20 protein-coding genes and 1 other RNA gene are annotated in these 23,063 nt (G+C 66.3%); 6 read left to right on the forward strand and 15 right to left on the reverse strand.

The features are described from left to right. Positions 1-136: 136 nt before the first annotated feature. From BJA_RS33465 to rsmH, 5 genes are all read right to left on the reverse strand, one after another. The gene (locus BJA_RS33465) at positions 137-1,516 is read right to left on the reverse strand and encodes a UDP-N-acetylmuramoyl-tripeptide--D-alanyl-D-alanine ligase (protein WP_011089346.1); all 1,380 of its coding nucleotides are present in this window, start codon (positions 1,514-1,516) and stop codon (positions 137-139) included. Further along, positions 1,513-2,970, reverse strand: a complete 1,458-nt coding sequence (locus BJA_RS33470) for a UDP-N-acetylmuramoyl-L-alanyl-D-glutamate--2,6-diaminopimelate ligase (RefSeq protein WP_011089347.1) — start codon at positions 2,968-2,970, stop codon at positions 1,513-1,515. Before BJA_RS33470 ends, BJA_RS33465 begins: the two co-directional genes overlap by 4 nt. A 70-nt stretch (positions 2,971-3,040) precedes the next feature. Next, complete coding sequence (locus tag BJA_RS33475; RefSeq protein ID WP_011089348.1) at positions 3,041-4,783, reverse strand: peptidoglycan D,D-transpeptidase FtsI family protein; 1,743 nt, start codon at positions 4,781-4,783, stop codon at positions 3,041-3,043. Then, positions 4,780-5,172 (reverse strand): cell division protein FtsL, encoded by a 393-nt coding sequence (gene ftsL / locus BJA_RS33480; RefSeq protein WP_011089349.1) that lies wholly within the window; start codon positions 5,170-5,172, stop codon positions 4,780-4,782. Before ftsL ends, BJA_RS33475 begins: the two co-directional genes overlap by 4 nt. Positions 5,173-5,175: 3 nt before the next feature. Continuing rightward, complete coding sequence (gene rsmH, locus BJA_RS33485) at positions 5,176-6,165, reverse strand: 16S rRNA (cytosine(1402)-N(4))-methyltransferase RsmH (protein ID WP_038966431.1); 990 nt, start codon at positions 6,163-6,165, stop codon at positions 5,176-5,178. Positions 6,166-6,675: 510 nt separating this feature from the next. Here rsmH and BJA_RS33490 point away from each other — a divergent pair. After that, a complete protein-coding gene (locus BJA_RS33490) occupies positions 6,676-7,455 on the forward strand; it encodes an N-acetylmuramoyl-L-alanine amidase (RefSeq protein ID WP_039185808.1) in 780 nt (259 codons plus the stop codon). 113 nt (positions 7,456-7,568) lie between these two features. Here the strand turns inward: BJA_RS33490 and BJA_RS33495 are convergent, their stop codons facing one another. Then, positions 7,569-8,807 carry an RNA polymerase sigma factor gene (locus BJA_RS33495; protein ID WP_011089352.1) on the reverse strand — a complete coding sequence of 413 codons (1,239 nt, stop codon included), beginning with the start codon at positions 8,805-8,807 and terminating at the stop codon, positions 7,569-7,571. Further along, positions 8,804-9,154, reverse strand: coding sequence for a YciI family protein (locus BJA_RS33500; RefSeq protein WP_011089353.1), 351 nt, complete (start codon positions 9,152-9,154; stop codon positions 8,804-8,806). Before BJA_RS33500 ends, BJA_RS33495 begins: the two co-directional genes overlap by 4 nt. 148 nt (positions 9,155-9,302) lie before the next feature. On the opposite strand from BJA_RS33500, the gene rnpB reads away from it, so the two are divergent. Beyond that, positions 9,303-9,729: RNase P RNA component class A (gene rnpB / locus BJA_RS33505), an RNA gene on the forward strand. Between the two features lie 164 nt (positions 9,730-9,893). Here rnpB and BJA_RS33510 read toward each other — a convergent pair. Both BJA_RS33510 and BJA_RS33515 read right to left on the reverse strand, forming a co-directional pair. Beyond that, positions 9,894-10,607: an alpha/beta fold hydrolase gene (locus tag BJA_RS33510; protein WP_038966429.1), complete on the reverse strand. Its 714-nt coding sequence runs from the start codon at positions 10,605-10,607 to the stop codon at positions 9,894-9,896. A gap of 70 nt (positions 10,608-10,677) precedes the next feature. Continuing rightward, positions 10,678-11,136 carry a DUF983 domain-containing protein gene (locus tag BJA_RS33515; protein WP_161533690.1) on the reverse strand — a complete coding sequence of 153 codons (459 nt, stop codon included), beginning with the start codon at positions 11,134-11,136 and terminating at the stop codon, positions 10,678-10,680. 49 nt (positions 11,137-11,185) lie between these two features. Here BJA_RS33515 and BJA_RS33520 point away from each other — a divergent pair, with 49 nt between their 5' ends. Then, positions 11,186-12,556 carry a PLP-dependent aminotransferase family protein gene (locus BJA_RS33520; protein WP_038966426.1) on the forward strand — a complete coding sequence of 457 codons (1,371 nt, stop codon included), beginning with the start codon at positions 11,186-11,188 and terminating at the stop codon, positions 12,554-12,556. Between the two features lie 7 nt (positions 12,557-12,563). Here BJA_RS33520 and BJA_RS33525 read toward each other — a convergent pair whose 3' ends face one another. Continuing rightward, positions 12,564-12,824: a hypothetical protein gene (locus BJA_RS33525; protein WP_038966428.1), complete on the reverse strand. Its 261-nt coding sequence runs from the start codon at positions 12,822-12,824 to the stop codon at positions 12,564-12,566. Between the two features lie 228 nt (positions 12,825-13,052). Here BJA_RS33525 and BJA_RS33530 point away from each other — a divergent pair, with 228 nt between their 5' ends. After that, on the forward strand, positions 13,053-13,796 hold the full coding sequence (locus BJA_RS33530; protein ID WP_028176257.1) for a sulfite exporter TauE/SafE family protein: 744 nt from the start codon (positions 13,053-13,055) through the stop codon (positions 13,794-13,796). 32 nt (positions 13,797-13,828) lie between these two features. Here BJA_RS33530 and BJA_RS33535 read toward each other — a convergent pair whose 3' ends face one another. The 4 genes from BJA_RS33535 to BJA_RS33550 form a co-directional block, all read right to left on the reverse strand. Then, positions 13,829-15,235, reverse strand: a complete 1,407-nt coding sequence (locus BJA_RS33535; protein ID WP_038966425.1) for an MATE family efflux transporter — start codon at positions 15,233-15,235, stop codon at positions 13,829-13,831. A 70-nt stretch (positions 15,236-15,305) separates the two neighbouring features. Next, positions 15,306-17,105 (reverse strand): ABC transporter ATP-binding protein, encoded by a 1,800-nt coding sequence (locus BJA_RS33540; RefSeq protein ID WP_038966424.1) that lies wholly within the window; start codon positions 17,103-17,105, stop codon positions 15,306-15,308. A 447-nt stretch (positions 17,106-17,552) separates the two neighbouring features. Continuing rightward, positions 17,553-19,136 (reverse strand): DHA2 family efflux MFS transporter permease subunit, encoded by a 1,584-nt coding sequence (locus tag BJA_RS33545; RefSeq protein WP_011089361.1) that lies wholly within the window; start codon positions 19,134-19,136, stop codon positions 17,553-17,555. Positions 19,137-19,165: 29 nt separating this feature from the next. Next, complete coding sequence (locus tag BJA_RS33550) at positions 19,166-20,482, reverse strand: HlyD family secretion protein (protein WP_011089362.1); 1,317 nt, start codon at positions 20,480-20,482, stop codon at positions 19,166-19,168. A 199-nt stretch (positions 20,483-20,681) separates the two neighbouring features. On the opposite strand from BJA_RS33550, the gene BJA_RS33555 reads away from it, so the two are divergent. Beyond that, the gene (locus BJA_RS33555) at positions 20,682-21,317 is read left to right on the forward strand and encodes a TetR/AcrR family transcriptional regulator (RefSeq protein ID WP_011089363.1); all 636 of its coding nucleotides are present in this window, start codon (positions 20,682-20,684) and stop codon (positions 21,315-21,317) included. A gap of 55 nt (positions 21,318-21,372) precedes the next feature. Then, positions 21,373-21,714, forward strand: coding sequence for a DUF6665 family protein (locus tag BJA_RS33560; RefSeq protein WP_011089364.1), 342 nt, complete (start codon positions 21,373-21,375; stop codon positions 21,712-21,714). Positions 21,715-21,748: 34 nt separating this feature from the next. Here the strand turns inward: BJA_RS33560 and BJA_RS33565 are convergent, their stop codons facing one another. Further along, on the reverse strand, positions 21,749-22,963 hold the full coding sequence (locus BJA_RS33565; RefSeq protein ID WP_011089365.1) for an extensin-like domain-containing protein: 1,215 nt from the start codon (positions 22,961-22,963) through the stop codon (positions 21,749-21,751). Between the last annotated feature and the right edge of the window lie 100 nt (positions 22,964-23,063).

Raw genomic sequence — 23,063 nt, forward strand, 5'->3', positions numbered from 1 at the left:
CTTGTTATCGGCCTTGGCCTTATCGACGTGCCTCACGCGCATTCGCTGGTCTTCATCATGGGTCGGGCGACCTGTGGGAAAACGGACGGCTTCGCGCCGAAAAGGGAGGATTCGGAAACAGCGCCTTCCAAGCAGTTTACGCCTTTGCCTGCAAGGCGGCCACTAGGCCCGGCACAAACTTGTTGACCCAGAACATCTTCTTGCTGCCCTTGACAACCACCACATCGCCTGCCTTCAGCAGGCTTGCGACCTCGCCCGGCTTCAGCGTGGCGGGATCGTCGTGCCAGCCAAGCGCCTTGCCCGATGGAAGCACCTCGAAGAGGTGACGCATGAGGGGGCCGACACAGTAGACACCGTCGATGCCGTCCAAATGCTTGGTGAGGCCGGTGTGGTAGCTTGGTGCGTCATCGCCCAGTTCCAGCATGTCACCAAGCACGGCAATGCGGCGGCCGCCGGTTACGTTGCGCGCCTGCAGGCTATGCAGCGCAGCAGCCACGCTGGCCGGGTTGCCGTTGAAGCTGTCGTCGATCACGGTGACACCGCCGACCGCCTGCTCGACGCCGCGGCCGGTCATGATGCCGACCCGATCGAGCTTGATCGCGAGCGTCGCGGCATCGAGGTTCGCCGCGCGGATCGAAGCGAGCGCGGCGAGCGCATTCTGCACGCGGTGCGGCGCGCCCGGCGTCAGGCTGAAGGCGATCTGCTTCTTGCCGATCATCGCCACGACCTGCCAGCTCTCGCCATGCGGCGCGTGCGTGACCTCGTGCACCTCGGCATGCTCGCCGAAGCGTACCACCTTGCCCTTCCATTCGGACGCCTTGAGCCCGGCGGGCAGCACCAGCACGCCGTCCTCGGGCAGGCCGAGCGCGATCGACACCTTCTCGCGCCGGATCGCCTCCAGCGAGCCGAGCTTTTCCAGATGCACGGGCTGGACGTTGACGACGAGCGCGACCGTCGGCCGCGTCAGCTCGCTGAGCCGCGCGATCTCGCCCGTCTGGTTCATGCCCATCTCGACGACCCAGAGGCTGGCATCGGGCCGCGCATTGCACAGTGTCAGCGGCACGCCCCAGAAATTGTTGAAGCTCGACGGGCTGGCATAGGCGTTCGGATAGGCCGCCAGAAATTCCTTGGTGCTGGTCTTGCCCGCGCTGCCGGTGAGCCCGATCACCGGCCCGTTGAAGCGCGCGCGTGCGGCGCGCGCGAGGCCCCAGAGGCCGTCGATCAGCGTGTCCTTCACGACGATCTGGGGGACGCGGATGCCCGCGATCTCGTGCGGCACGATCATCGCGGCCGCGCCCGCGGCTTCCGCCTTGTCGGCGAATTCCCAGCCGTCGCGCGCGCTGGCGAAGGCCGAGATGAAGCCGCCGCTCGGCGTACCGCTCAGCGCGACGAACAGGCTACCCGGCTTCACCAGGCGGCTGTCCTGGGTGACGAAGTCGATCGGCGTGTCCGGAAACGATCCCGCAGCGCCCAGCGCGCGCGCCACTTCGGCCACCGTCCAAATCGGCCCGCTCATGCAACCCTCGACGCTAATGCGGCGGCAACCGCCTCGTGATCACTGAAGGGCAGCACCTCGCTGCCGACGATCTGCCCGGTCTCGTGGCCCTTGCCGGCGATGAGCAGCGCATCGCCCTGTTCCAGTTCCTCGATCGCGGCGCGGATCGCCGCGGCGCGGTCGCCGATCTCGCGGGCGCCTTTTGCGGTGGCGAGGATCGCCGCGCGGATCGCTTCGGGCTGCTCACTGCGCGGATTGTCGTCGGTGATGATGACGCCGTCGGCATTCTCCGCGGCGATCTCGCCCATGATCGGACGCTTGCCGGCATCGCGGTCGCCGCCGGCGCCGAACACGACGACCAGCCTGCGCTTGGCGTAAGGCCGCAGCGCCTGCAACGCCTTCGCCAGCGCGTCGGGCTTGTGCGCATAGTCGACGAAGATCGGCGCGCCGTTGCGCTCGCCGACGCGCTCGAGCCGGCCCTTGGCACCTTCGAGATGTTCGAGGCTCGCGAATACGTTGGCGGCATCGCTGCCGGTGCCGATCGCGAGGCCGGCCGAGACTAGTGCGTTCTCGACCTGGAATTCGCCGGCCAGCGGCAGCAGGACCACATAACGCTTGCCGCGATGCTCGACCGTGAGCTTTTGCGAAAAGCCGTCGACCCCGACCTCGGTGAGGCGAATGCCCTCGCCCGCCCCGTCGCCGTTGCGGCCGACCGCCATCACGCGCAGGCCACGCGCCTTGGCAGCATCGATCGCCTCAGCCGAGCAGTCATGATCGGCCGAAATCACCGCGGCGCCACCGGGCGGCACGAGCTCCCGGAACAGCCTGAGTTTGGCTGCGAGATAATGCGCGACCGTCGGATGATAATCCATGTGGTCGCGCGAAAGGTTGGTGAAGCCGCCAGCGGAAACCCGCACGCCATCGAGGCGGTATTGATCGAGGCCATGCGACGATGCTTCGAACGCAAGGTGCGTCACGCCCTCGCGCGCGATCTCATCCATCTGCCGGTGCAGCGCGATCGGATCCGGCGTCGTCAGCGAGCCGTAGACGGTGCGTTTCGGCGAAACGAGGCCGATTGTGCCGATGCTGGCCGAGGCATGACCGAGCCGCTCCCAGATCTGGCGCGTGAACGCGGCAACCGAGGTCTTGCCGCTGGTTCCGGTTACGGCCGCGATCGTCGCGGGCTGCGCCGGGAAGAATCTTGCCGCAGCCAGCGCCAGCGCACGGCGCGGATTGGCAACGGCAATGAACGGCACCTTGCAGCCATCAGGTGCGTGATCGCCGACGATCGCAACCGCACCTGCGGCGACCGCAGCATCGATGAAGCGCGCGCCGTCGGTCTTGCTGCCCGCGAGCGCGAAGAAGAGATCGCCCGGCCTGACCACGCGGCTGTCGAGCGCAACCCCCGTCACCTCGAGCGCCGCGACGGCGGGCTCGATTGCGGCGTCATTGCCTATGAGATCGCGCAGTTTCATGGTCGTCCAGTCGACATGCCGGAAAGCCGAAAACCTCCGACTCAGCACCGGCGATGGCCTACCCGGTTGATTACTGGGTTGTCCTGGATGCTGCAAGAATAAGGCGCTCGGACGGCGGCAGGTCGAACCGCGGCTCGACGCCCAGAAGCGGCGCGATCCGCTCGATCACCCGGCCGCCGGTCGGCACCGCGTTCCAGCCCGAGGTGATGAAACCCTTCGTTTCAGGGATCGCCTGCGGCTCGTCCAGCATGATCAGGATCTGATATTTCGGATCGTCGCAGGGCATGATCGCGGTGAACGAGTTGAGCACGCGCTTCTTGGCATAGCGGCCGTTGATGACCTTCTCGGACGTGCCGGTCTTGCCGCCGACATAGTAGCCCTTGACGTCGGCGGTCTTGGCGGTGCCGATTTCGGCGTTGAGCCGCATCAGGAACCGCATCTTGTCGCTGGTGTCTTGCTTGACCACGCGCTTGGCCAGCGCTGCCGCTTCCGCTTCGCTGCGCTTCATGAAGGTCGGCGGAATCAAATAGCCGCCGTTCACCAGCGCGTTGATGCCCATCACCGCCTGGAGCGGCGCGACCGAGAGGCCCTGGCCGAACGCGGCGGTGACCGTGTTCAACTCGCTCCAGCGGCGCGGAATCAGCGGGGCTGCGCTCTCCGGCAGCTCGGTGCGCAGCCGCGTCAGCTGGCCCATCTTGGCGAGGAACGCCTTGTGCGCCTCCACGCCCTGGCCGAGCGCGATCCGCGCGGCGCCGATGTTGGACGAGAAGGTGAACACTTCCTTGGTGTTGATGAACCGTCCGAGCGGATGGCTGTCGTGGATGGTGAACTTGCCGTAGTGCAGGTTTCCGCGCGCATCCCACGACGAGTTCAGATTGATCTTTCCGGAATCGAGCGCCATCGCCAGCGTGAACGCCTTGAAGGTCGAGCCCATCTCATAGACGCCGGTGGTGAGGCGGTTGATGCGGTCGGGGTCGTGCGCTTCCTTCGGATTGTTCGGATCGAAGTCCGGAAGCGAGACCATCGCCACGATCTCGCCGGTCTTGACGTTGGAGACGATGCCGGAGGCGGCCTTGGTGTGGTACTTCTCCTTGGCCTTCAAGAGCTCGTCGCGCAGCGCGTGCTCGACGCGGAGGTCGACCGAGAGCTCGATCGGCTTTTGCAGGCGGTCGGTGGCAAAGCCCGCGCGATGGAGATCGGCGAGCCCTTGATTGTCGAGCCACTTCTCCATGCCGGCGATGCCCTGGTTGTCAATATTGACGAGACCGATGAGGTGGGCGACCTCGTTGCCGGTCGGATAGACGCGCTTGTTCTCGCGCAGGAAGCCGATGCCGGGAATGCCGAGCTTGTGGATGTCCTGCTGCTGCTTCGGCGTGATCTCGCGCTTGAGCCAGACGAAGCCCTTGCGTGTCTTCAGGCGCTCGCGCACCTCGGCCTCGTCGAGGTCGGGCACGGTGGCGGTCAGAAGCTCGATCGCCTCGTCCTTGTCGATGATGCGGCGCGGCTCGCCGAACAGGCTCGCCGCCTTGACGTCGGTCGCAAGGATGGCGCCGTTGCGGTCGACGATGTCGGGCCGCGCCGTCGCAACCACCTCCTGCGCCGCCGCTCGGCGCGCACTGTGGGCGTCGGCACCGATCGCGAACATCACGAGCCGGCCACCGATCAGGGCGTAGACCGAGGCGAAGGCGAGCATCGCAAGTCCGACGCGCGCGCGCGCCTTCGCGGCGCGGTCGACGTTGCGCCCGTAGAGCAGGCTGCGGATCAGCCGCTGCCGCCAGGGCTCGGTGGGTTTTGCAGGCGTCGCCGGGCTCATTGCTTGTCCTCGGGCTGAGGCACGGAGCCCGTCACGGTATCGGGATCGCTCGCGGCTTCGATGGTGTTGAGCATGGCCCCGATCGGGTCGGGCTCGCCGGGCCTGAACATCCGCGGCGGGCGCTCGGGCAGGTTCTTCAGCGAGTCATATTGCGTGCCGTTGACCGGCTTGAGCGGCAGGTGCCGCTCGGACAGGCCCTGCAGGCGCAAGGGCGCATCAAGCTTGGCCCATTCGGAGCGGAGCGAGGCGATCGCATCGCGCTGCTCGCGGATCTCCGCATGCAGCCGCAACACCTTCTCCGTGCGCGCGGTGGAGTCCATCTTGATCCGGTAGACATAGGCTGCCGCGAAGATCAGCGCGCCGATGACGAGGAGGTGGATGAAGCGCATGCGCTAACCTCCCCTCATCACGTCGGAGAGTCTTGGCCAGGACGAAGACTGATCGTCCTTGTGCGCCGGCGCGGAGGTGCGCTCCGCGGCGCGCAGTTTTGCCGAACGCGCGCGCGGGTTATGCGCAACTTCGTCCTCACCGGCGACGACAGGCCGTCGCGTCAGCAGCTGGAAGCTCGGCGCGGTTTGCGCGACTTCCGGCAGGTGCCGCGAGCCGCCGCCGGTCTTCGACCGCTCGGCGAGGAAATTCTTGACGATGCGGTCTTCCAGTGAATGGAACGAGACCACCACGAGGCGTCCGCCAGGCTTGAGCACGCGCTCGGCCGCAGTGAGCGCGGTCTGGAGTTCCTCGAGCTCCTCGTTGACGAAGATGCGCAGGGCCTGGAACGTCCGCGTCGCGGGGTGAATGTCGCCGGGCTTGGAGCGAACCACCCTGCCGACGAGGTCGGCGAGCGCGCGCGTGGTCGTGAACGGCGTCTCCTGCCGGTCCGCGACGATGGCGCGGGCGACGCGGCGCGAATGCCGCTCCTCGCCGAGGAGATAGATGATGTCGGCGAGATCGGCTTCCGAGGCGCGCGCGACGACGTCGGCCGCGGTCGGGCCCGCCTGCCCCATCCGCATGTCGAGCGGACCGTCGAGGCGAAACGAGAAGCCGCGCCCGGCCTGGTCGAGCTGCATCGAGGACACCCCGACGTCCATCACGACGCCGTCCACGGCATCGACGCCTTGTGCGGCGCAGACGTCGGCGAGATGGGAGAAACGGTCCTCGACCAGTGTCAGCCTACCGGCAGAGCGCTCGACCAGCTCGGCGCCGCCTGCGATTGCGGTTCGGTCGCGGTCGATGGCGATGAGTCGGGTTCCAGGCACGTCGAGGATGGCACGGCTGTAGCCGCCGGCGCCGAAGGTGGCATCGACATAGATCCCGCCCTCGCGCGGTGCGAGATGATCGATGGCCTCGCGACCGAGCACGGGAATGTGAGGAGCGGAGCTCATGCGCCACGCCTGCCGAACAACCAAGCCAGATCCGGGGCGAGCCAGCCCATAACGCCTCGAATGATTCCGCGTCGCGGCGGTTCCACGACCCAACCCTTGTCCAGCATGGTTACCGAGCCCGGTCGTCCCGGGCCGCCAACCCAGTGTTCCCAGTGGAATTTGTCGGGCAGCCATGGGATTTCGAGCCAAAATACGCTTTGGCCGCCTCCGGACGCGGGTCGGCTCTTCATCCCTCAGTAACGGCCCTTAGCGTTAAGAAAGCGTTGATCGGCCCGTTACAAGTCGAAAAGGTGAAGCGGCAGTGATGCCTCATCCACACACCCGCCCAAAATGCATCCGTTAACCGCGACGCGCGATTGCGCACGGCGGAGGGTAAAGGAATAGTAAAGAGAAGGGCTTGGCCCCCTCCTATTCCGACTTGAGCTGTTTATGTCGTCCGGTTCGTCCACGCCATCTGGTTCTGATTCGAAGCGTCAACGCGTTCTCCCGGTTCCCAAGGCCGCGGCGAACATGCGGACGTTCGAGCCGGATTCGTCGATCGTCTCCGACATCATTCCTTCGCCGAACCATGGCGAGCGCAGCAAGGGACGCCAGCCGGACATGATCGTGCTGCATTACACCGGCATGCCCGACGTCGAGGGCGCGCTGGCGCGGCTGTGCACGGCGGGGACGGAAGTGTCGGCGCATTACGTCGTGCTCGAGGACGGCCGCATCGTGCAATGCGTGCCCGAGGCGAGGCGCGCCTGGCACGCCGGCGTCTCGTCCTGGGCCGGCGAGGACGATGTCAACTCCTGCTCGATCGGCATCGAGATCGTCAATCGCGGCCACGACTGGGGCTATCCGGAGTTTCCGCTGCGCCAGATCGCCGCCGTGATCGCGCTGTGCCGCGGCATCATGCTGCGCCGAAAAGTGCCGGCGCACCGCGTGCTCGGCCATTCCGACGTTGCGCCCGCGCGCAAGAAGGATCCCGGCGAGAAATTTCCGTGGCATTCGCTGGCCAATTCCGGCGTCGGGCACTGGGTCACGCCCACGCCCGTCGTGCGCGGCGAGAGCCTGATGCTCGGCACCATCAGCGACGAGGTGCTGAGCCTGCAGCAGGCGCTCGCGCGATACGGTTATGGCGTGCCGCTGACCGGCAAATACGACGCCGCAACCATGGAAGTCGTCACCGCCTTCCAGCGCCATTTCCGCCCGGCACGGCTGGACGGTGTTGCGGATCATTCGACACTGTCGACCTTGCAAGCGTTGCTGGCGAGCCTGCCGGACGGGACGGCGGTCGCGTCGAAGTGACGGCGTAGCCGTCATTCCGGGGCGCACGAAGTGCGAACTATGGTGCGCAATTGCGCACCTGAGAATCTCGAGATTCCGGGTTCGATGCTTCGCATCGCCCCGGAATGACGGTGCTAGTTGCCCATCTCCCTCATCCTTCGCGCATAGAGCCGCCGCAGCGGCTCGAGCTGCGTCGCCGCCGTCGCCGCGACATACGCCTCGCGCGCCTCGTCCTTGCGGCCGAGCCGTCGCAACAGGTCCGCGCGCACCGCGGGCAGCAGCTCGTAGCCGCCAAGCCCGCCGCGTGCGGTGATCGCGTCGACGAGATCGAGCGCGCGCGCCGGGCCGTCGACCATCGAGATTGCGGCGGCGTGGTTGAGCTCGATCACCGGCGAAGGATTGATCCGCAGCAGCACCTCGTAGAGCCCGCCGATCTGCGGCCAGTCGGTCGCCTCAAAGCTCGGCGCGCGCGCATGCAGCGCGGCGATCGCGGCCTGCACCGCATAGGGTTGCGGCCGGCCGGATATGCGCAGTGCGTCGTCCACGAGACGCAGACCCGCCTCGATCTGCGCGCGATCCCAGAGCGTGCGGTCCTGCTCTTCCAGCAGCACGATGTCGCCGACCGACGTCGCGCGTCCGGCGCGGCGCGCGTCGTGCAGCAGCATCAAGGCCAGCAGGCCCTTGATCCCGGCCCGGTCAGGCATCAGCCGGTCGAGCAAACGACCGAGCCTGATGGCTTCGACCGCGAGATCCGGCCGCATCAGGTCTGCGCCCGAGGTTGCGACATAGCCTTCGGTGAAGACGAGATAGATGACGGCGAGCACGCCGTCGAGCCGCTGCGCCAGCGCGTCGCGTTCGGGCACCTCATAGGGAATGCCGGCGAGCCTGATCTTCTGCTTGGCGCGGACGAGGCGCTGCGCCATCGCCTCCTCACCGACGAGGAACGCGCGCGCGACCTGCGCGGTCGAGAGGCCGCAAACGGTGCGCAGCGTCAGCGCGACCTGGACCTCCTGCGCGAACGCGGGATGGCAGCAGGTGAAGATCAGCCGCAGCATGTCGTCGTCGAGCGTCGCCGGAGGCTCGTCGGGCGCCTGCGCGTTGAGCTCGAGCTCATGCACGAACGCCTGCTGCTTGCCGCGGAACACGGCCTGCCGCCGGATGCGATCAATCGCCTTGTTGCGGCCGACATTGACGAGCCAGGCGCGCGGATTATCGGGCACCTCGCCCGCCGACCAGCGTTCGAGCGCGACCGCGAAGGCATCCTGGAGTGCGTCCTCGGCGAGATCGAAATCGCCGACGAGGCGGATCAGCGTGGCAAGCACCCGCCCCGCCTCGTCGCGAAAGATCCGAGCGATGTCGGCAGGAGAGATCACTTGTAGATCATGACCGGCCTGACCTCGATGGATCCCTCCTTGGCCCCGGGAATCCGCGCGGCCAGCCCAATGGCGGTGTCGAGATCCTTGGCCTCGACCAGATAGTAGCCGCCGAGTTGCTCGCGGGTCTCGGCGAACGGACCGTCGGTGGTCAGGGTCTTGCCATCGCGAACGCGCACGGTGGTCGCGGTCGTGGTCGGCTGAAGCCCGTCGCCGGCCTTGAAATGGCCGCTCTGGACGATGGACTGCGTATAAGTGCCGTACTCCGCCGACATCGCCTGACGGTCTGCGGGGGTCATCTTGCTCAATTCCGCTTCGCTCCGGTAGATCAGCAGCAGATACTGCATCGCTTAACTCCTGTTGTTCGGGGGATCACCGACATCCAGTCGAACGGGGCGCACATCGAACGACATCTTCAGGATAAATTATTTGCAGATCGCGTGCGCGACGATCTCGGCTTGACGAAACCGTCACAAATGCCCATGCCTAACCCCGTCAGTCGGCCGGACGGCCGCTCCGGCAACGGTCGAAAGGCCGCCGGGGAGGAAAGTCCGGGCTCCCTTGACATACGGTGCCGGATAACGTCCGGCGGGGGCAACCCCAGGGAAAGTGCCACAGAGAACGAACCGCCCTGCTTCGCCTTCGGGCTTCGCTGGGTAAGGGTGAAAAGGTGCGGTAAGAGCGCACCGCGGCTGCGGCAACGGAGCCGGCATGGTAAACCCCACCGGGAGCAAAACCGAATAGGGACGGCGTAGCGGGCTGTTCGCGCAAGCGATAACGCCGCGGGGCGATGTCAGGCCCGCCGTCCGGGTAGGTTGCTCGAGGCCATGTGCAAACATGGCCCCAGAGGAATGGCCGTCACGTATCGTGCGCGCAAGCGAACGGTGCCCTACAGAACCCGGCTTACAGGCCGGCTGATGTCTTGCGACGGGGGGTTCGGCGCCAACGCGCCGAACCCCTCACCAATTCAGCCCCCGTCATTCCGGGGCGTGCGCAGCACGAGCCCGGAATCTATCGAGCCGCAGAGTTGGTGGAGGAATGGATTCCGGGTTCTCGCTGCGCACGCCCCGGAATGACGGCTGTGGGTCAGGCGGCGATCTCGTTCAACACCGCCATCAACGCCGCCGGCGCCGTCACGTTCGGCGCATGACTCGCGTCGAGCTCGAAATAGCGCCAGCCATCCTCGTTCTTCGTGTGCTTCGCGAACTGCCCGAACACGTCGCCCGGCGGAATGCGCGTGCAATAGATGTAGCTGCGCGGCATGGGCGGATCGCCATGCTCCAGCTTCAACTTCGTCTCGAAGCATTTGATCGGCATGTTGATGCGGCGCGCGTTGAGCCAGTCGAGATCGGCCTGCGGCGTATCCGGCGGCGGCGGGTTTGGCGGGATGCGGTAGCCATCGCCGGCGGCCGCCGCCTTGCGCATCGGCTCGCGCCCGCTCTCGTTGAGATCGAACAGCGACTGGCCGTCGCGCGGCACGAAGGCATCGAGATAGATCAGTTGCGTCACGCGCTCGCGTGCGCGGTCAGCAACGCCGGTCGCGACCATGCCGCCATAGCTGTGGCCGAGCAGCACGAGATCGCTGAGGTCCTCGAATTTGATGACGTTGAGGATGTCCTGGATGTGCGTCTCGAGGTCAATCGAAGGATTGGCCAGATGCGAACGCTCGCCGAGCCCGGTGTAGGTCGGCGCGACCAGGCGGTGGCCCGCCTGCGCCATCAGCGGATGCATCTTCTTCCAGGCCCATCCGCCGGACCACGCGCCGTGACAGAGCAGGAAGGTCTTCGCGCGTGCGGCCATCGGCGTTTCCATCGTTCTTGTTTGTACGATGGAGTGTAGCGGCCGCGCGCGCGATGTAAACGCTACCCGCTCAGACCGCGCGCGTATTCACTTTTGCGAGGACGAGCGCACCGGCTTCGCGCCGCAACTTGCCAGCCTCAAAGCCATGCATGCCGATCTGCCATTGCAGGCCGACGATGGCGCCTTTGGTCGGTTGCAGCAACGCAAGCGAAGCGAACAGCGTCACCGGCAGCCACACGGCCAATTGCAACCAGACCGGCGGGGCATAGGCGGTCTCGACCGCGAGGATCGCCGGGACCACGAGATGGCCGACCACGACCATGACGAGATAGGCCGGAAAGTCATCGGCGCGCTGATGGAACAGCTCTTCGCCGCAATGATCGCAGCTGTCTGCCACTTTCAGGAAGCGTCCGAACATGTGTCCTTCGCCGCAGTTCGGGCACTTGCCGCGAAAACCGCGCCACATCGCCTTTGCCAGGGAAACCGAACCGGTCGTCATGACGACACCTCTTCCGTTCTGATGATCCATACAATAATATCCTGCATCCATACATTCAAAGGATATGGGCCTAAATTGCATGGATTGGACCCCTACAATCTCGGAGCTGAGCGGGCCGCGCTACCAGCGCATCGTCGAGGCCATGGAGGCCGACATCGCAGCCGGCCGGCTGGTGCGCGGCCAGCAGCTGCCGACGCAGCGCGCGCTGGCCAAGGCGCTCGACATCGACCTCACCACGGTGACGCGCGCCTACACCGAGGCGCGGCGCCGCGGCATCCTGGAGGCCCGGGTCGGCCAGGGCTCGTTCGTATCGGAGACCAGCGCGCGCCGCGCGGTCGATCTGCCGCATCCCGTCGCGATCGACCTCTCGATGAACGTGCCGCCGCATCCGCTCGAGGCACAGCTCGACGAGCGCATCGTCGCAGGGCTGGAAGCTCTCCGCGCCCAATCGGGCCTGACCGCGTTCCTGAACTACCAGCCACCCGGCGGCAGCGTGCATGAGCGCGAGGTCGCAGCGCGCTGGATGCGCGCACGCGTCCCGCACGCGCATGCCGACAGGCTCGTGATCTTTCCCGGCACGCAGACCATCCTGTTCAATCTGCTCGCCCATCTCGCGCGGCCCGGTGACATCGTGCTCACGGAAGCGCTCACCTTCCCCGGCATCAAGGCCGCCGCGGCGCGGCTCGGCATCAAGCTCGTCGGCGTCGCCATGGATGACGGCGGCATCCAGCCCGATGCGCTTGCAAAGGCCTGCCGCACGCACAAGCCGAAGGCCGTCTATCTCATCCCGACGCTGCACAATCCGACCACCGCGACGCTTCTTCCCGAGCGGCGCAGCGCCATCGCCAGGATCATCCGCGATGCCGATACGATCCTGATCGAGGACGATGCCTACGGGCTGCTCGATCGCTCGGCTTCACCGATCGCGAACCTCATTCCGGAGCGGACGTATCTCGCAACCACGCTGTCAAAATGCATCGCGCCGGCGCTGCGAGTTGCTTACCTCGTGACGCCCGACAACGCCGCGCAGCAGGAGATGCGTTCTTATTTGCAGGCCACCGTGCAGATGCCGGCGCCGCTGATGGTCGCGCTAGTGACGCATTGGCTCGAAACCGGCATCGCCGATCGCATCATCACCGCCATTCGCAGCGAGGCGGTGGGCCGCCAGCAACTCGCGCAGCGCGCACTGAAAGGCCTTCAGTTTCTGGCCAAGCCCGCGGCCCATCATCTGTGGCTGCGGCTGCCGGAGGGCCGCCCCGATGTCGCGGCGCATCTGCTACGGAATGGACTCGCGGTCGTGGCCGGCGATGCCTTCACCGTCGACGGGACACCGCCGCGTGCGGCACGCATCTCGCTGGGCGCAGCGCGCAACAGGGCGGAATTGACTGAGGCGTTGCGCATCCTGGTCGGCGCGCTACACAAGCCCGCCGACACCAGGCAAATCGTCTAGCAGAAACCTATTGATGCTGGCGGCGATGGCGCGGGCGGACGACCGGCGTCATGCCCGACGGATAGGCCGCATAGGCCTCGCTCGGTGCCACCGTCTCGCCACGGGCCGCGCGCGCCGCGGGCGTGAGCTGGCCGCCATTGAGCACGTCGCGGTCGGGATGGGCGGCCTGATAGGCCGCGGGCTCCGAAAACTGCGCCTGTGCCAATGTGGGCATCAACGCCGCCGTCGACAGCAGCGCGGCCGCAACGGCAATGTTGGTGCGGGTCATGGTCATTCTCCACCTTCTTATTCTGGGCTGTCCGATCGGAGCGCACGATGGCGTCGGGCGGGCCTTTAGATTGAAGTACGACCATCATGTAGGCATGTCTTTCGCGAAAGCCCGACGCCGCAGATCACGCCTGCGTGCAGCATGGATTGACCTGCACGGCCGCAGCCGTGCTATGCGGGCGGTGGCGATCAACAGTTCGGGATCGCCGGTGGCGACAAGGACAATCCGTTGGAAACCTACGGTTACGCGCTACTGCCGCTCGGCGCATTGGCCGGCGGCTTCGTCTCGGGCCTGGCCGGGTTCGGCACGGCGCTGATGGCGCTCGGCATCTGGCTCTACGTGCTGCCGCCCTCGCTCGCGGTGCCCCTGGTGCTGATCTGCTCGGTGATCGCCCAGACCTCGACGCTGCCGTCGATGTGGAAGAGTTTTGACCTCTCGCTGGTCTGGCCGTTCCTGATCGGCGGGCTGATCGGGGTGCCGCTGGGGACCATGATGGTCGCCTCCGCCGATCCCAAGGTGTTCAAGCTGAGCATCGGCGTGCTGCTGCTGATCTTCTCGAGCGCGCTCTATCTGAACAAGAGGCCCCTCGCCATCACGTTCGGCGGCCGCATCGCCGACGGCGCGATCGGTTTTGCCGGCGGCATTCTGGGCGGCCTTGCCGGATTGTCGGGGCCGCTGCCGATCCTGTGGGCCAACATCCGCGGCTGGAACAAGCACGAGCGGCGCGGCATCTTCCAGCTCTTCAATTTCACCGTGCTCGCCACCGCGCTGGTGTTGCAGACGGCATCTGGCCTCGTCGCCTTCAAGGTGGTCTGGCTCGCGCTGGTCGCGTTTCCCGGCACGTTGATCGGCGCATGGGCCGGCGCACGCGTCTATCACGCGCTGAGCGACAAGCACTTTGGCGATGTCGTGCTCGGTCTGCTGTTCCTGTCGGGGCTCGGCCTCGTCTGGAACAGCCTTGGTGCGCATTAGCCTTCCTTGCGTCGGCAGGTCACAAGCTGTCGCTACGCAGGGACGCGCGCAGGAGGCGTGACGGGCTCGGGCTCGACCTGCTTCGAAGCCTCGTCCTGCCGGAGCGGCGCCAGGCGTTTGTCGAACTCGCGGCGCAGCAGCCACAGGCTTAAGCCCGCCTGGAGCGTGGTCGCCGCGATCGACAGGTACCAGACGTACTCCATGCGGAAGCCCGGACGCGTCGAGAGCCAGATCGCCGGCAGCGAATAGGTGAACACGCGCGTCGCCGAACTCAGCAGTACCGGCTTGGTGTTGCCGAGGCCCTGGAACATGCTCGAGCAGGTGAAGATCAGGCCCTGCGCCACCATGTTGAGCGAGATGATCCGCAGGAACAGATAGGCGATCGCCATCGTCTCCCGGTCGTTCGAGAACCCGGCGAGCAGCAGCTCCGGCTTCGTTTGCGCCAGGATCATGAAGCCGATCATCACGGCGGAGGTGATCAACGCCGACTTGACGAAGGTCTCCCGCACGCGCGCCCCGTTGGCAGCGCCGACGTTCTGGCCGGCGATCGGCCCCGCGGCCAGCGCAACGGCAAGCGCCGGCATCTGGATCAGGGCCAGCACGCGCTGGCCGATGCCGAATCCCGCCTGCGCCGCGGCGCCGAAATCGCCCAGCACGTAGTAAACCACCGCCATGAAGATGAACATCATCGCGAACTCGCCGCCGGCCGGCAGGCCGACATTGAGGATGCGCTTCAAGTGATGCGGCTGCGGACGCCACTGCACCGGGTCGAAGGCGACATAGCGCTCGGCCTTGCGGAAATGCGCCAGCAGAATCACGACGCCGATGGCCACCGCGATCGAGCTCGCCAAGCCTGCTCCAGCGACACCAAGCGCATGGCCGGTGCCCCAGCCCGAGATCAGCACCGGCGCCAGTGCGATGTTGATGGCGACTGCGAGCACCCGCACCAGCATTGCGGGGCGCACGATGCCGGTCGCCCGCAGCGCCGATGCCAGCACTTGCATCGCGAATTCCAGAGCGAGCGCCGGCATGAACCACAACAGATAGGTGGTCCCCGCCTCGATCGTGGCTTGGTCCGCGGCGATCGCACGCATGTAGGGGCGCGACAGCGCCGCGCCCATGACCAGGGTCAGCACGCCGAACAGCAGCGACAGCGCGATCGCCTGGTTGAAGATCAGATTGGCATCCGGCCGATCCTTGCGGCCCACGGCATGCGCGATCAGCGCCACCGTGCCGACGCCGAGCACCTGCATCAGCGCGTTGATGAGAAAGCCGGCATTGCCGGCCGCGGCGACGCCCGCAACGGCGGCATCGCCCAGTCCCGACACGAAGTACAAATCGACCAGCTGGCAGATCATGATCGTGACCATGCCGACCATGATCGGAGGCGCCATGGCCAGGATGTGTCTCACGATGGAGCCGTTCGTCAGGTCTTTCATCTCATTCCATCCTTGGCGCATTCCGTGGGCGGCGTGACGGCGGGACTTTCGTCCCGCCGCCGCGCGCCTCTCATTCCGCTGCTGCGAGGTGCCCGAGGTCCACCACCTGGCGCTCGAACAGGCCGCGATAGATGCCGCCGGGCTTGCCTGCGAGCACGGCGTGGGTGCCCTGCTCGACGATCTCGCCGCGGTCGAACACCAGGATCCGATCGAGGCTGCGCACCGTCGACAGCCGGTGCGCGATCACGATCGAGGTGCGCCCCTTCATCAGACGCTCCATCGCCTGCTGGATCAGCGCTTCGGATTCCGAATCGAGGCTCGAGGTCGCCTCGTCCAGGATCAGCACCGGCGCATCCGCCAGGAAGGCGCGCGCCAGCGCCACGCGCTGCCGCTCGCCGCCCGACAGCTTCACGCCGCGCTCGCCGACGAGCGTGCCGTAGCCCTTGGGCAGGCGCAGGATGAAGTCGTGCGCATTGGCCAGCCGCGCCGCCTGCTCGATCGCCTCCAGGCTGGCGCCGGGCCGGCCATAGGCGATGTTCTCGGCGAGCGTGCGGTGGAACAGGATCGGCTCCTGCTGCACGATCGCGATCTGGCTGCGCAGCGATTGCTGCGTGGCCTTTGCGATATCCTGGCCGTCGATCAGCACACGGCCATCGCTGACGTCGTAGAGCCGCTGCACCAGCTTGACGAAGGTGGTCTTGCCGGAGCCGGAGCGGCCGACCAGGCCGACCCGTTCGCCGGCGCGGATCGTGACCGACAGGCCGTCGTACAGCGGCGCGCGGTGGCCGCCATAGTGGAACGTGACGTCGTCGAACGCGATCTCTCCGCTCTCGATCGCGATCGGCCGCGCGTCCGGCGCATCGACAATCCCGATCGGCTCGTCATGGATCGCCACCAGTTCGTCCATGTCGTTGACCGAGCGCTGCAGGTTGTTGATGTGCATGCCGACGTCGCGCAGATATGCGTGGATGACGTAGTAGCTCGTCAGCACATAGGTGACGTCGCCGGGCGAGGCATGCCCGCTCATCCACAGCAGCACCGAGCCGCCGATCACGGACGCACGCAAGGCCAGCAGCAGCGAGAGCTGCGCCATGGCCGTGTAGTTGTAGCGAAACCAGGTCCGCCGCACCCGAACGCGCCAGCGGTTGATGACGCGGGCGAGCCGCGTATCCTCGCGCAGCTCGGCGCCGAAGGATTTCACCACGGCGTTGCAGGTCAGCGCGTCCGCCAGCGTGCCGCCGACCTTGGTGTCCCAGGCGTTGGAGATTCGCGCGGCCGGCGCGATGTAGCGCGTCGAGAACAGCACGGTGATGGCGACGTAGAAGAGCGCTCCCACCGCGATCACCGCGCCGAGCGAGGCCCAGTGCAGGCCGATCAGGACCATGGAGCCGATCAACACCAGCAGAGACGGCGCCAACGCCATCAGGATGGTGTCGTTGAGCAGGTCGAGCGCCCACATGCCGCGGGTGATCTTGCGCACCGTGGAGCCGGCAAAGGAGTTGGCGTGCCAGTCGGTCGAGAAGCGCTGCACGCGCGTGAAGGCGCCCTGGGCGACATCCGACATGATCTTGAGCGTGAACGGGACGATCGCCTGGAGACCGATCAACCTCAGCACCACGGAGGCCGCACCGAGCGCCACGATGGCGCCGAACGCAACCAGCGCCCCGTGGCGCGCGTCAGGATCGGACGAACCGCGTGTCAGCGCATCGACCAGATGTCCGGAGAAGACCGGCATGAACAGGTCGGCGACGGTCGCGCCCAGCAGGCCACCGGCCACGATCAGGCCGCGACCGGGCTGGTTCAGCCAGTGCCGGAACACGAAGGGCAACACCACGCGTATCGCCGCGGGCCTTTTTGAGAGAGAGGTCATGACATCATCCAGCCGCTTTTGGCGCGGGCCGGCTCCATCAACGGACGCAAGTCGGCCACGAAGGGCAGACGGCGTCACTCACAGGTGATTTTGACTTGGGGAAGTGGGGCGATCGGGACTCGTGACCCGATCGAATCTGGCGGAAGAGGCCTCTAACAGGCCGCCGACATACCGAACCAGAACAACGAACGCGGGCGAACGATCTGCGAATGCGACGAAATCATGCAAATCCCTCCCGGTTCGATTGAATGAGGTGCGCTTTATAGATGTGCCGTTCGCGGTTTGCAACGGGGCCCGCGCGAGATCACGAACGAGTGTTGCAATTTGGTTCGCGGCCGCCGTCGATCTCATCTTCCACTGTCATGCCCCGCGAAGGCGGGGCATCCAGTACGCCGCAGCCTCTCGGCTCAACCACTACCGTCCCGGGCGACGACAGCGTGCGTGGCGTCAGTGCGCGTCGCCGCCGCCGGTCATCGAGGCCGGCTTGTTCAGCAGCGTGACCAGCAGGCTGAGGCCGAGATAGAACAGCGTCAGCATGAAGAAGGCATCGCCGAAGCTCATCACCACGGCCTGGCGGTGCACCAGCTGCGAGAGCTGCTTCATCGCCATCAGCGTGGAATCGCCGAGTCCCTGGAACTTCTGCATGAACATGGTCAGGGTTTCGGTCGCGGTCGCGTTGCCCCAGGTCACGCGCTCCTGGAGGCGCGTGATGTGCAGGTCGGTGCGGTCGTTGAGCACGGTGTTGATGACGGCGAGCCCGACCGCACCGCCGAGATTGCGCATCAGGTTGAACAGGCCGCTTGCGTTCTTCACCCGGTCAGGGGCCAGCGTGCCGAGCGCGATGTTGTTGGTCGGCACCATCGCGAACATCATGCCGACGCCGCGCAGGATCTGCGGCACCAGCAACTCGTAGAAATCGTAGTCGCGGGTGATCCAGGTCATCTGGTAGGAGCCGATCGCGAACACGACGAGGCCGAAGGCGATCATGTAGCGCATGTCGATCTTCACCATGAGACGACCGACCAGCGGCGCGACCAGGAACATGGTGATGCCCGACACGAACATGGTCTCGCCGATCATCAGCGCGCTGTAGCCGCGCACCTCGGCGAGATAGCGCGGATAGATGTAGGTCAGGCCGTAGAGGCCGATGCCGATGCAGAATTGGAGCACGCAGCCGACCGCAAAGTTGCGGTTGGAGAAGGTGCGCAGATTGACGATCGGCTCGGCCGCCGTGAAGACGCGCCAGAAGAACGCGATCGCCGAGGTGGCGCAGATCCAGGCGCAGATCGCCACTGTCGTGTCCTGCAGCCATTCATATTGCGGGCCTTCCTCCAGCACGTATTCCAGCGTGCCGAGGAAGCCGGCCATGAACAGCAGGCCCCACCAGTCGAAGCGGTCGAGCAATTCGAAATGCGGCTCGTCGAAATCGACCAGCGCCAGCACGCCCAAGGTAATGGCGATGCCGGGCACGACGTTGATGAAGAACAGCCAGTTCCACGACATCAGGTCGGTGATGTAGCCGCCGACGGTCGGCCCGATCGTGGGAGCCAGGGTCGCGACCAGCCCGATGATGGGACCGACGATGTGGAATTTCGAGCGCGGGAACACGGTGTAGGCCGAGGCGAACACGGTCGGGATCATGCCGGCGCCGAGGAAGCCCTGGAGCGCGCGCCAGAGGATCATCTCCTCGATGGTGGTGGCGAAGCCGCAGAGCAGGCTCGAGGCGGTGAAGCCCGCGGCCGAGATCGCGAACAAGAGCCGCGTGCCGAAGGCGCGCGACAGGAAACCCGACAGCGGGATCGCGATGACTTCGGCGATCAGATAGGCGGTCTGGACCCAGGAGACTTCGCTCGAGCTCGCCGACAGGCCGGCCTGGATTTCACTGAGGGACGCCGAGACGATCTGGATGTCCAGGATCGACATGAACATCCCGAACACCATGATGATGAAGGCGAACAGCCGCTTCGGCGCGATGCGCTCCGAAGCGGGGGCCGCCATCATCTCAGGTGAAGCAGTCGTGGCATTGGCCATGGTCCGACCTCGCAGCGTTTAAGGTGCTCTTACTGCGGATGGATCATTGTGGGATCGTCGAGATCGACCTCGCTGTCGGCGTCGGCCGCGCCCTTGTTGGTGTCGACGGTCGCGTAGACCGACATGCCGGCGCGGAGCAGGTTCTGTTTCGCCACCGACTTCGGCACGCGGATGCGGACCGGCACGCGCTGCACGATCTTGGTGAAATTGCCGGTGGCGTTATCCGGCGGCAGCAGCGTGAACACCGAGCCCGCGCCCGCCGCGATGCTGTCGACGACGCCGGAGAACTTGCGCATGCCATAGGCATCGACCTTGATCGTCACCGGCTGGCCGGGGCGGATGCGCTTGAGCTGCGTTTCCTTGAAGTTGGCGTCGATATAGACGTCGTCGAGCGGCACGACGTTGCCGAGCCGCTGGCCGACCGCGACGAAGTCGCCGGCGCTGACGAGGCGATTCGAGAACGTGCCGTTGACCGGCGCGCGCACCGCGGTGAAGGCGAGATCGCGCTCGGCCTTGGCGAGCGAGGTCTTGAGCTCCGCAAGCTGGGCCTGGGCTTCGGCCTGCTGCGCCTTGGTGACGTCGACGTTGCTGACGGCGACGTCATAGGCGGCCTGCGCGGCCTTGACCGCGGCGGCGCCCTGGTCGCGCCCGGCTTCCGAGCTCTCGAAGGTGGCGCGCGAGGCAAAGCCCTTGCTGCTCAGCGCCTGCTGGCGCTCATAATCGAGGTCCGCGCGCTTGAGGCCCGCTTCGGCCGAGACGAGCTGCGCCTTGGCCTGGGCAACCTGGCTCTCGAGCGCCGCGATCTGGCGACCGATGCGATCGATGGTGGCCTGCTGGGTCGCGATCCTGGTCGCGGCGGCATCGACCGCGATCTTGTAGTCGCCGTCGTCGATGCGGAAGATGACGTCGCCGGCGCGCACCGTCGTGTTGTCGCCAGCAAGGATCGAGGAAATGTGGCCGGCAACGCGCGCGCCGAGCATGGTGTTGTTGGCGCGGACATAGGCGTCGTCGGTGGCGATGTAGAAGCGGCCGACCAGCGTGTAATAGCCGGCATAGCCGGCTGCCGCGAGCGCCAGCACGAGACCGACGCCCACCAGGACGAATTTGCGCTTGCCGGATTTCGGCGTGCCGCTGGCAGCGGGCGCGTCTGACCCGGGTGTGGCCGGCTTGTCGGTCACGGGCTTCCCCGGCGCGTCGCTGCGGCGCTTCGCTTCCTCGGCCACATGGGAGCGCAACTGCTCGGCGAGAACGGCGGACGTCTCGGTCACAGGTTCACCGTTCGCCGAATTCGTCTCCACCGTATCCTGGCGAAGGACGCGCGCAGCCTGGTCTCTCGATACGGCCATAAAGGCCTCCTCAAAAAAAGCGCGATGAAGGACGGCCGCTCGCGGCGTGTTCCCCTCGCTTAACTTACCTCAAATATCATTGACCGAACCGTTCGGTCAATATACATAATATCCAGCGTCGGACCCTACTGGCCCGAATCCTTTATTTGCGTTTCATAGTTCGGCACCTCGTCCAGAAACCTTCCGAGACCCTGAACCAATGGTTGTAGCTGCCAGCGAACATCTGCACCTCATCCAGGAGGAGGACAGCTCCAAGCGCCGCCAGATCCTGGACGGGGCCCGCAAGGTGTTCATGGATCTCGGCTTCGACGGCGCCAGCATGGGCGAGATCGCGCGCGCGGCGCAGGTCTCCAAGGGCACGCTCTATGTCTACTTCGCCGACAAATGCGCGCTGTTCGAAGCCATCCTCGAGCAGGAGGCGCTACAGCACGGCCAGGTCGTATTCAATTTCGATCCCGCCCGCGATGCCGAGACCACGCTGAACGAGTTCGGCCGGGCCTACATCCATCTGCTCTGCCGGCCGGGCGGCGGATCGGCGATCCGCACCGTGATGGCGATCGCCGAGCGCATGCCCGATGTCGGCCGCCGCTACTACGCGCGGGTGCTGGACAAGACCATCAACCGCCTCTCCGATTATCTCAAAGCCCACGCCGCCGCCGGCGATCTCACGATCGACGATTGCGACCTTGCCGCCTCGCAGTTCATGGAACTGTGCAAGGCCTCGCTCTTCCTGCCCTTCGTCTTCCAGGCCGCGCCCGCACCGTCGGAAGAGCGCATGACCGAGGTGGTCGAAAGCGCGACGCGGATGTTCCTGGCGGCGTACCGGGCGAAGTAACGGCAAGCACGCCACGCGTTGCGCATGCCGGTCTCGCGGCATTATATTTGCGGCCATGTCCCGTGATCTTCGCCCGCCTGTCGATATCCTCCATTATGAGATCGTCCAGGAACAGGCCTCAGCGCTTGGACGGATGGGCCGCACACTCGAGCAGAGCCTTGCGCGCTTGCGCGAGTTCGACGCCGCCCACGCAGCCTCGGGGACGCCGGCCTCGATGCAGGCGGCGAGGCGCAAGCTGGTGATGGAAGCCGGCCAGGCGCTCTGGATGTTCGTGGTGCAACGTGAGGCGTCCGGCTTGCGCGACAGCCGCCAAATGATGCGCACCTACAACGTCCCCGGCGAGGTGCAGCTGTGCATGGGGGTGGTCCCCGCACCGTCGAAGCCGGCCTCGAAATGACTTTCTGACTGCGTAGAGCTACTGGCGAACACGCCTAATCGTCGGCGTACTCGTCTTCCTCCTGCTTGCGCGTCGTTGCCCTGCGCGCTCCGAGCGAGCCGGTGACATAGGGATCGCGCCTGCCGGCGTAAGGGTTGCGCTGTTGCGCGCGCCCGGCGACCTCTTCGCCGGAGACGGCGGCCGGCTGGCAGATCAGCCGGCGGCTGGCCCGGCGCATCAGATCGACGTGGATGTGATCGTAGTGATAGACGTTCGAGCCCGGCGCGAGCACCGTGGTGAAATGCGCGCACGCCCCTGACTGCACGTCGCGCAGAAAGCCCTGCTCTTCCGGCATGCCGCGCCAACCGTCCTTCACCGTGACGCGGCGGCCGTCGGCGAGCACGAAGGCGGCGATGTCGAGCGCGTTGCCGAAGGCATGCTCGGAAATGTGGGCGTGCGGATTGCCGTTCATGCCGCGGCAGGAATAGGCCGAGATCTGCTTGAGCTCGACGACGCGGGCGCCGAACCAGCGCATCGCCGACGGCTGCACGGTGTCGGCGAGCCAGCGGTCGAGCTCGGACACGATCGGACAGGCCAGCGTCGCGGTCGGCTTCACCGCGACGGGGCCGACGGCGGTGACGGGATTGCCCTGCGCGGGACCGAGCCGCGGCAGCGGCTGCTGCGCAGGCGCCTGCGAATAAGGTGCGGGACCGGGCTGCCGCGCCGGATAGCTCGGCGCATTCATGTAGCGCGCCGCGCCCGCGGCATCGGTGCCCTCGGGCGGCAGGTCGATCTCGTCTTCCTGCGGCGCCACGCCGGGCGCGTTCAGCGACATCGGCCCGGCCGAGGCGCCATAGCCGGACGGCTGGCGCACCGCGCTCTCGGGATAGTTCGACCGCTGCGGATAGGAGGATGCCGGATATGCCTGGTTCTGCGGAACATTCGATCGCGGCTGCGTCACCGGCCAGCGCGGCTGGCTGCCGACATTGCCCGGCGGGCGCAGCTCCTCGTCGGCAAACCCGTAGCTGCTCGAGGCTTCGCCGATGGCGGCGACCTTGAGCGGAAACTCCGCGCCACAGCTGCCGGGCCCGGAGATCGGGTCGATGCGGACGATGTCCGCACTCTCTTTCACCGCGCCGGATTTCAGGCATGCGGCTTCCGCCTCGGCCCGCCACGGTTCACGTTCGGCCTGGAAGAAGCCGCGTCCGCAACCCGCTAGCGAAACAAGGACGATGGAGCCGACGAGATACAAACGAACTCCGCGCGTCATGCACGCACGTTCGGTGAATTTACTTAAAGACTCTTCAACGTGTTGATTTCAGCCTTCCTTAACCATGCCGGCCCCCGGCCGTGCGCCGGCTCCTGGGGAT

Origin of the sequence: Bradyrhizobium diazoefficiens USDA 110 (assembly GCF_000011365.1) — a bacterium.
GTDB lineage: Bacteria > Pseudomonadota > Alphaproteobacteria > Rhizobiales > Xanthobacteraceae > Bradyrhizobium > Bradyrhizobium diazoefficiens.

Excerpts from the sequence above, each read along its gene's own strand:
- BJA_RS33565 (WP_011089365.1), bottom strand. The coding sequence starts at position 22,963 with ATGACGCGCGGAGTTCGTTTGTATCTCGTCGGCTCCATCGTCCTTGTT.
- BJA_RS33465 (WP_011089346.1), bottom strand. The coding sequence starts at position 1,516 with ATGAGCGGGCCGATTTGGACGGTGGCCGAAGTGGCGCGCGCGCTGGGC.
- rsmH (WP_038966431.1), bottom strand. The coding sequence starts at position 6,165 with ATGAGCTCCGCTCCTCACATTCCCGTGCTCGGTCGCGAGGCCATCGAT.
- BJA_RS33490 (WP_039185808.1), top strand. The coding sequence starts at position 6,676 with ATGCGGACGTTCGAGCCGGATTCGTCGATCGTCTCCGACATCATTCCT.
- ftsL (WP_011089349.1), bottom strand. The coding sequence starts at position 5,172 with ATGCGCTTCATCCACCTCCTCGTCATCGGCGCGCTGATCTTCGCGGCA.
- BJA_RS33535 (WP_038966425.1), bottom strand. The coding sequence starts at position 15,235 with ATGAAAGACCTGACGAACGGCTCCATCGTGAGACACATCCTGGCCATG.
- BJA_RS33560 (WP_011089364.1), top strand. The coding sequence starts at position 21,373 with ATGTCCCGTGATCTTCGCCCGCCTGTCGATATCCTCCATTATGAGATC.
- BJA_RS33555 (WP_011089363.1), top strand. The coding sequence starts at position 20,682 with ATGGTTGTAGCTGCCAGCGAACATCTGCACCTCATCCAGGAGGAGGAC.
- BJA_RS33520 (WP_038966426.1), top strand. The coding sequence starts at position 11,186 with ATGGATTGGACCCCTACAATCTCGGAGCTGAGCGGGCCGCGCTACCAG.
- BJA_RS33525 (WP_038966428.1), bottom strand. The coding sequence starts at position 12,824 with ATGACCCGCACCAACATTGCCGTTGCGGCCGCGCTGCTGTCGACGGCG.
- BJA_RS33550 (WP_011089362.1), bottom strand. The coding sequence starts at position 20,482 with ATGGCCGTATCGAGAGACCAGGCTGCGCGCGTCCTTCGCCAGGATACG.
- BJA_RS33540 (WP_038966424.1), bottom strand. The coding sequence starts at position 17,105 with ATGACCTCTCTCTCAAAAAGGCCCGCGGCGATACGCGTGGTGTTGCCC.
- BJA_RS33475 (WP_011089348.1), bottom strand. The coding sequence starts at position 4,783 with ATGAGCCCGGCGACGCCTGCAAAACCCACCGAGCCCTGGCGGCAGCGG.
- BJA_RS33500 (WP_011089353.1), bottom strand. The coding sequence starts at position 9,154 with ATGCAGTATCTGCTGCTGATCTACCGGAGCGAAGCGGAATTGAGCAAG.
- BJA_RS33510 (WP_038966429.1), bottom strand. The coding sequence starts at position 10,607 with ATGGCCGCACGCGCGAAGACCTTCCTGCTCTGTCACGGCGCGTGGTCC.
- BJA_RS33515 (WP_161533690.1), bottom strand. The coding sequence starts at position 11,136 with ATGGATCATCAGAACGGAAGAGGTGTCGTCATGACGACCGGTTCGGTT.
- BJA_RS33470 (WP_011089347.1), bottom strand. The coding sequence starts at position 2,970 with ATGAAACTGCGCGATCTCATAGGCAATGACGCCGCAATCGAGCCCGCC.
- BJA_RS33545 (WP_011089361.1), bottom strand. The coding sequence starts at position 19,136 with ATGGCCAATGCCACGACTGCTTCACCTGAGATGATGGCGGCCCCCGCT.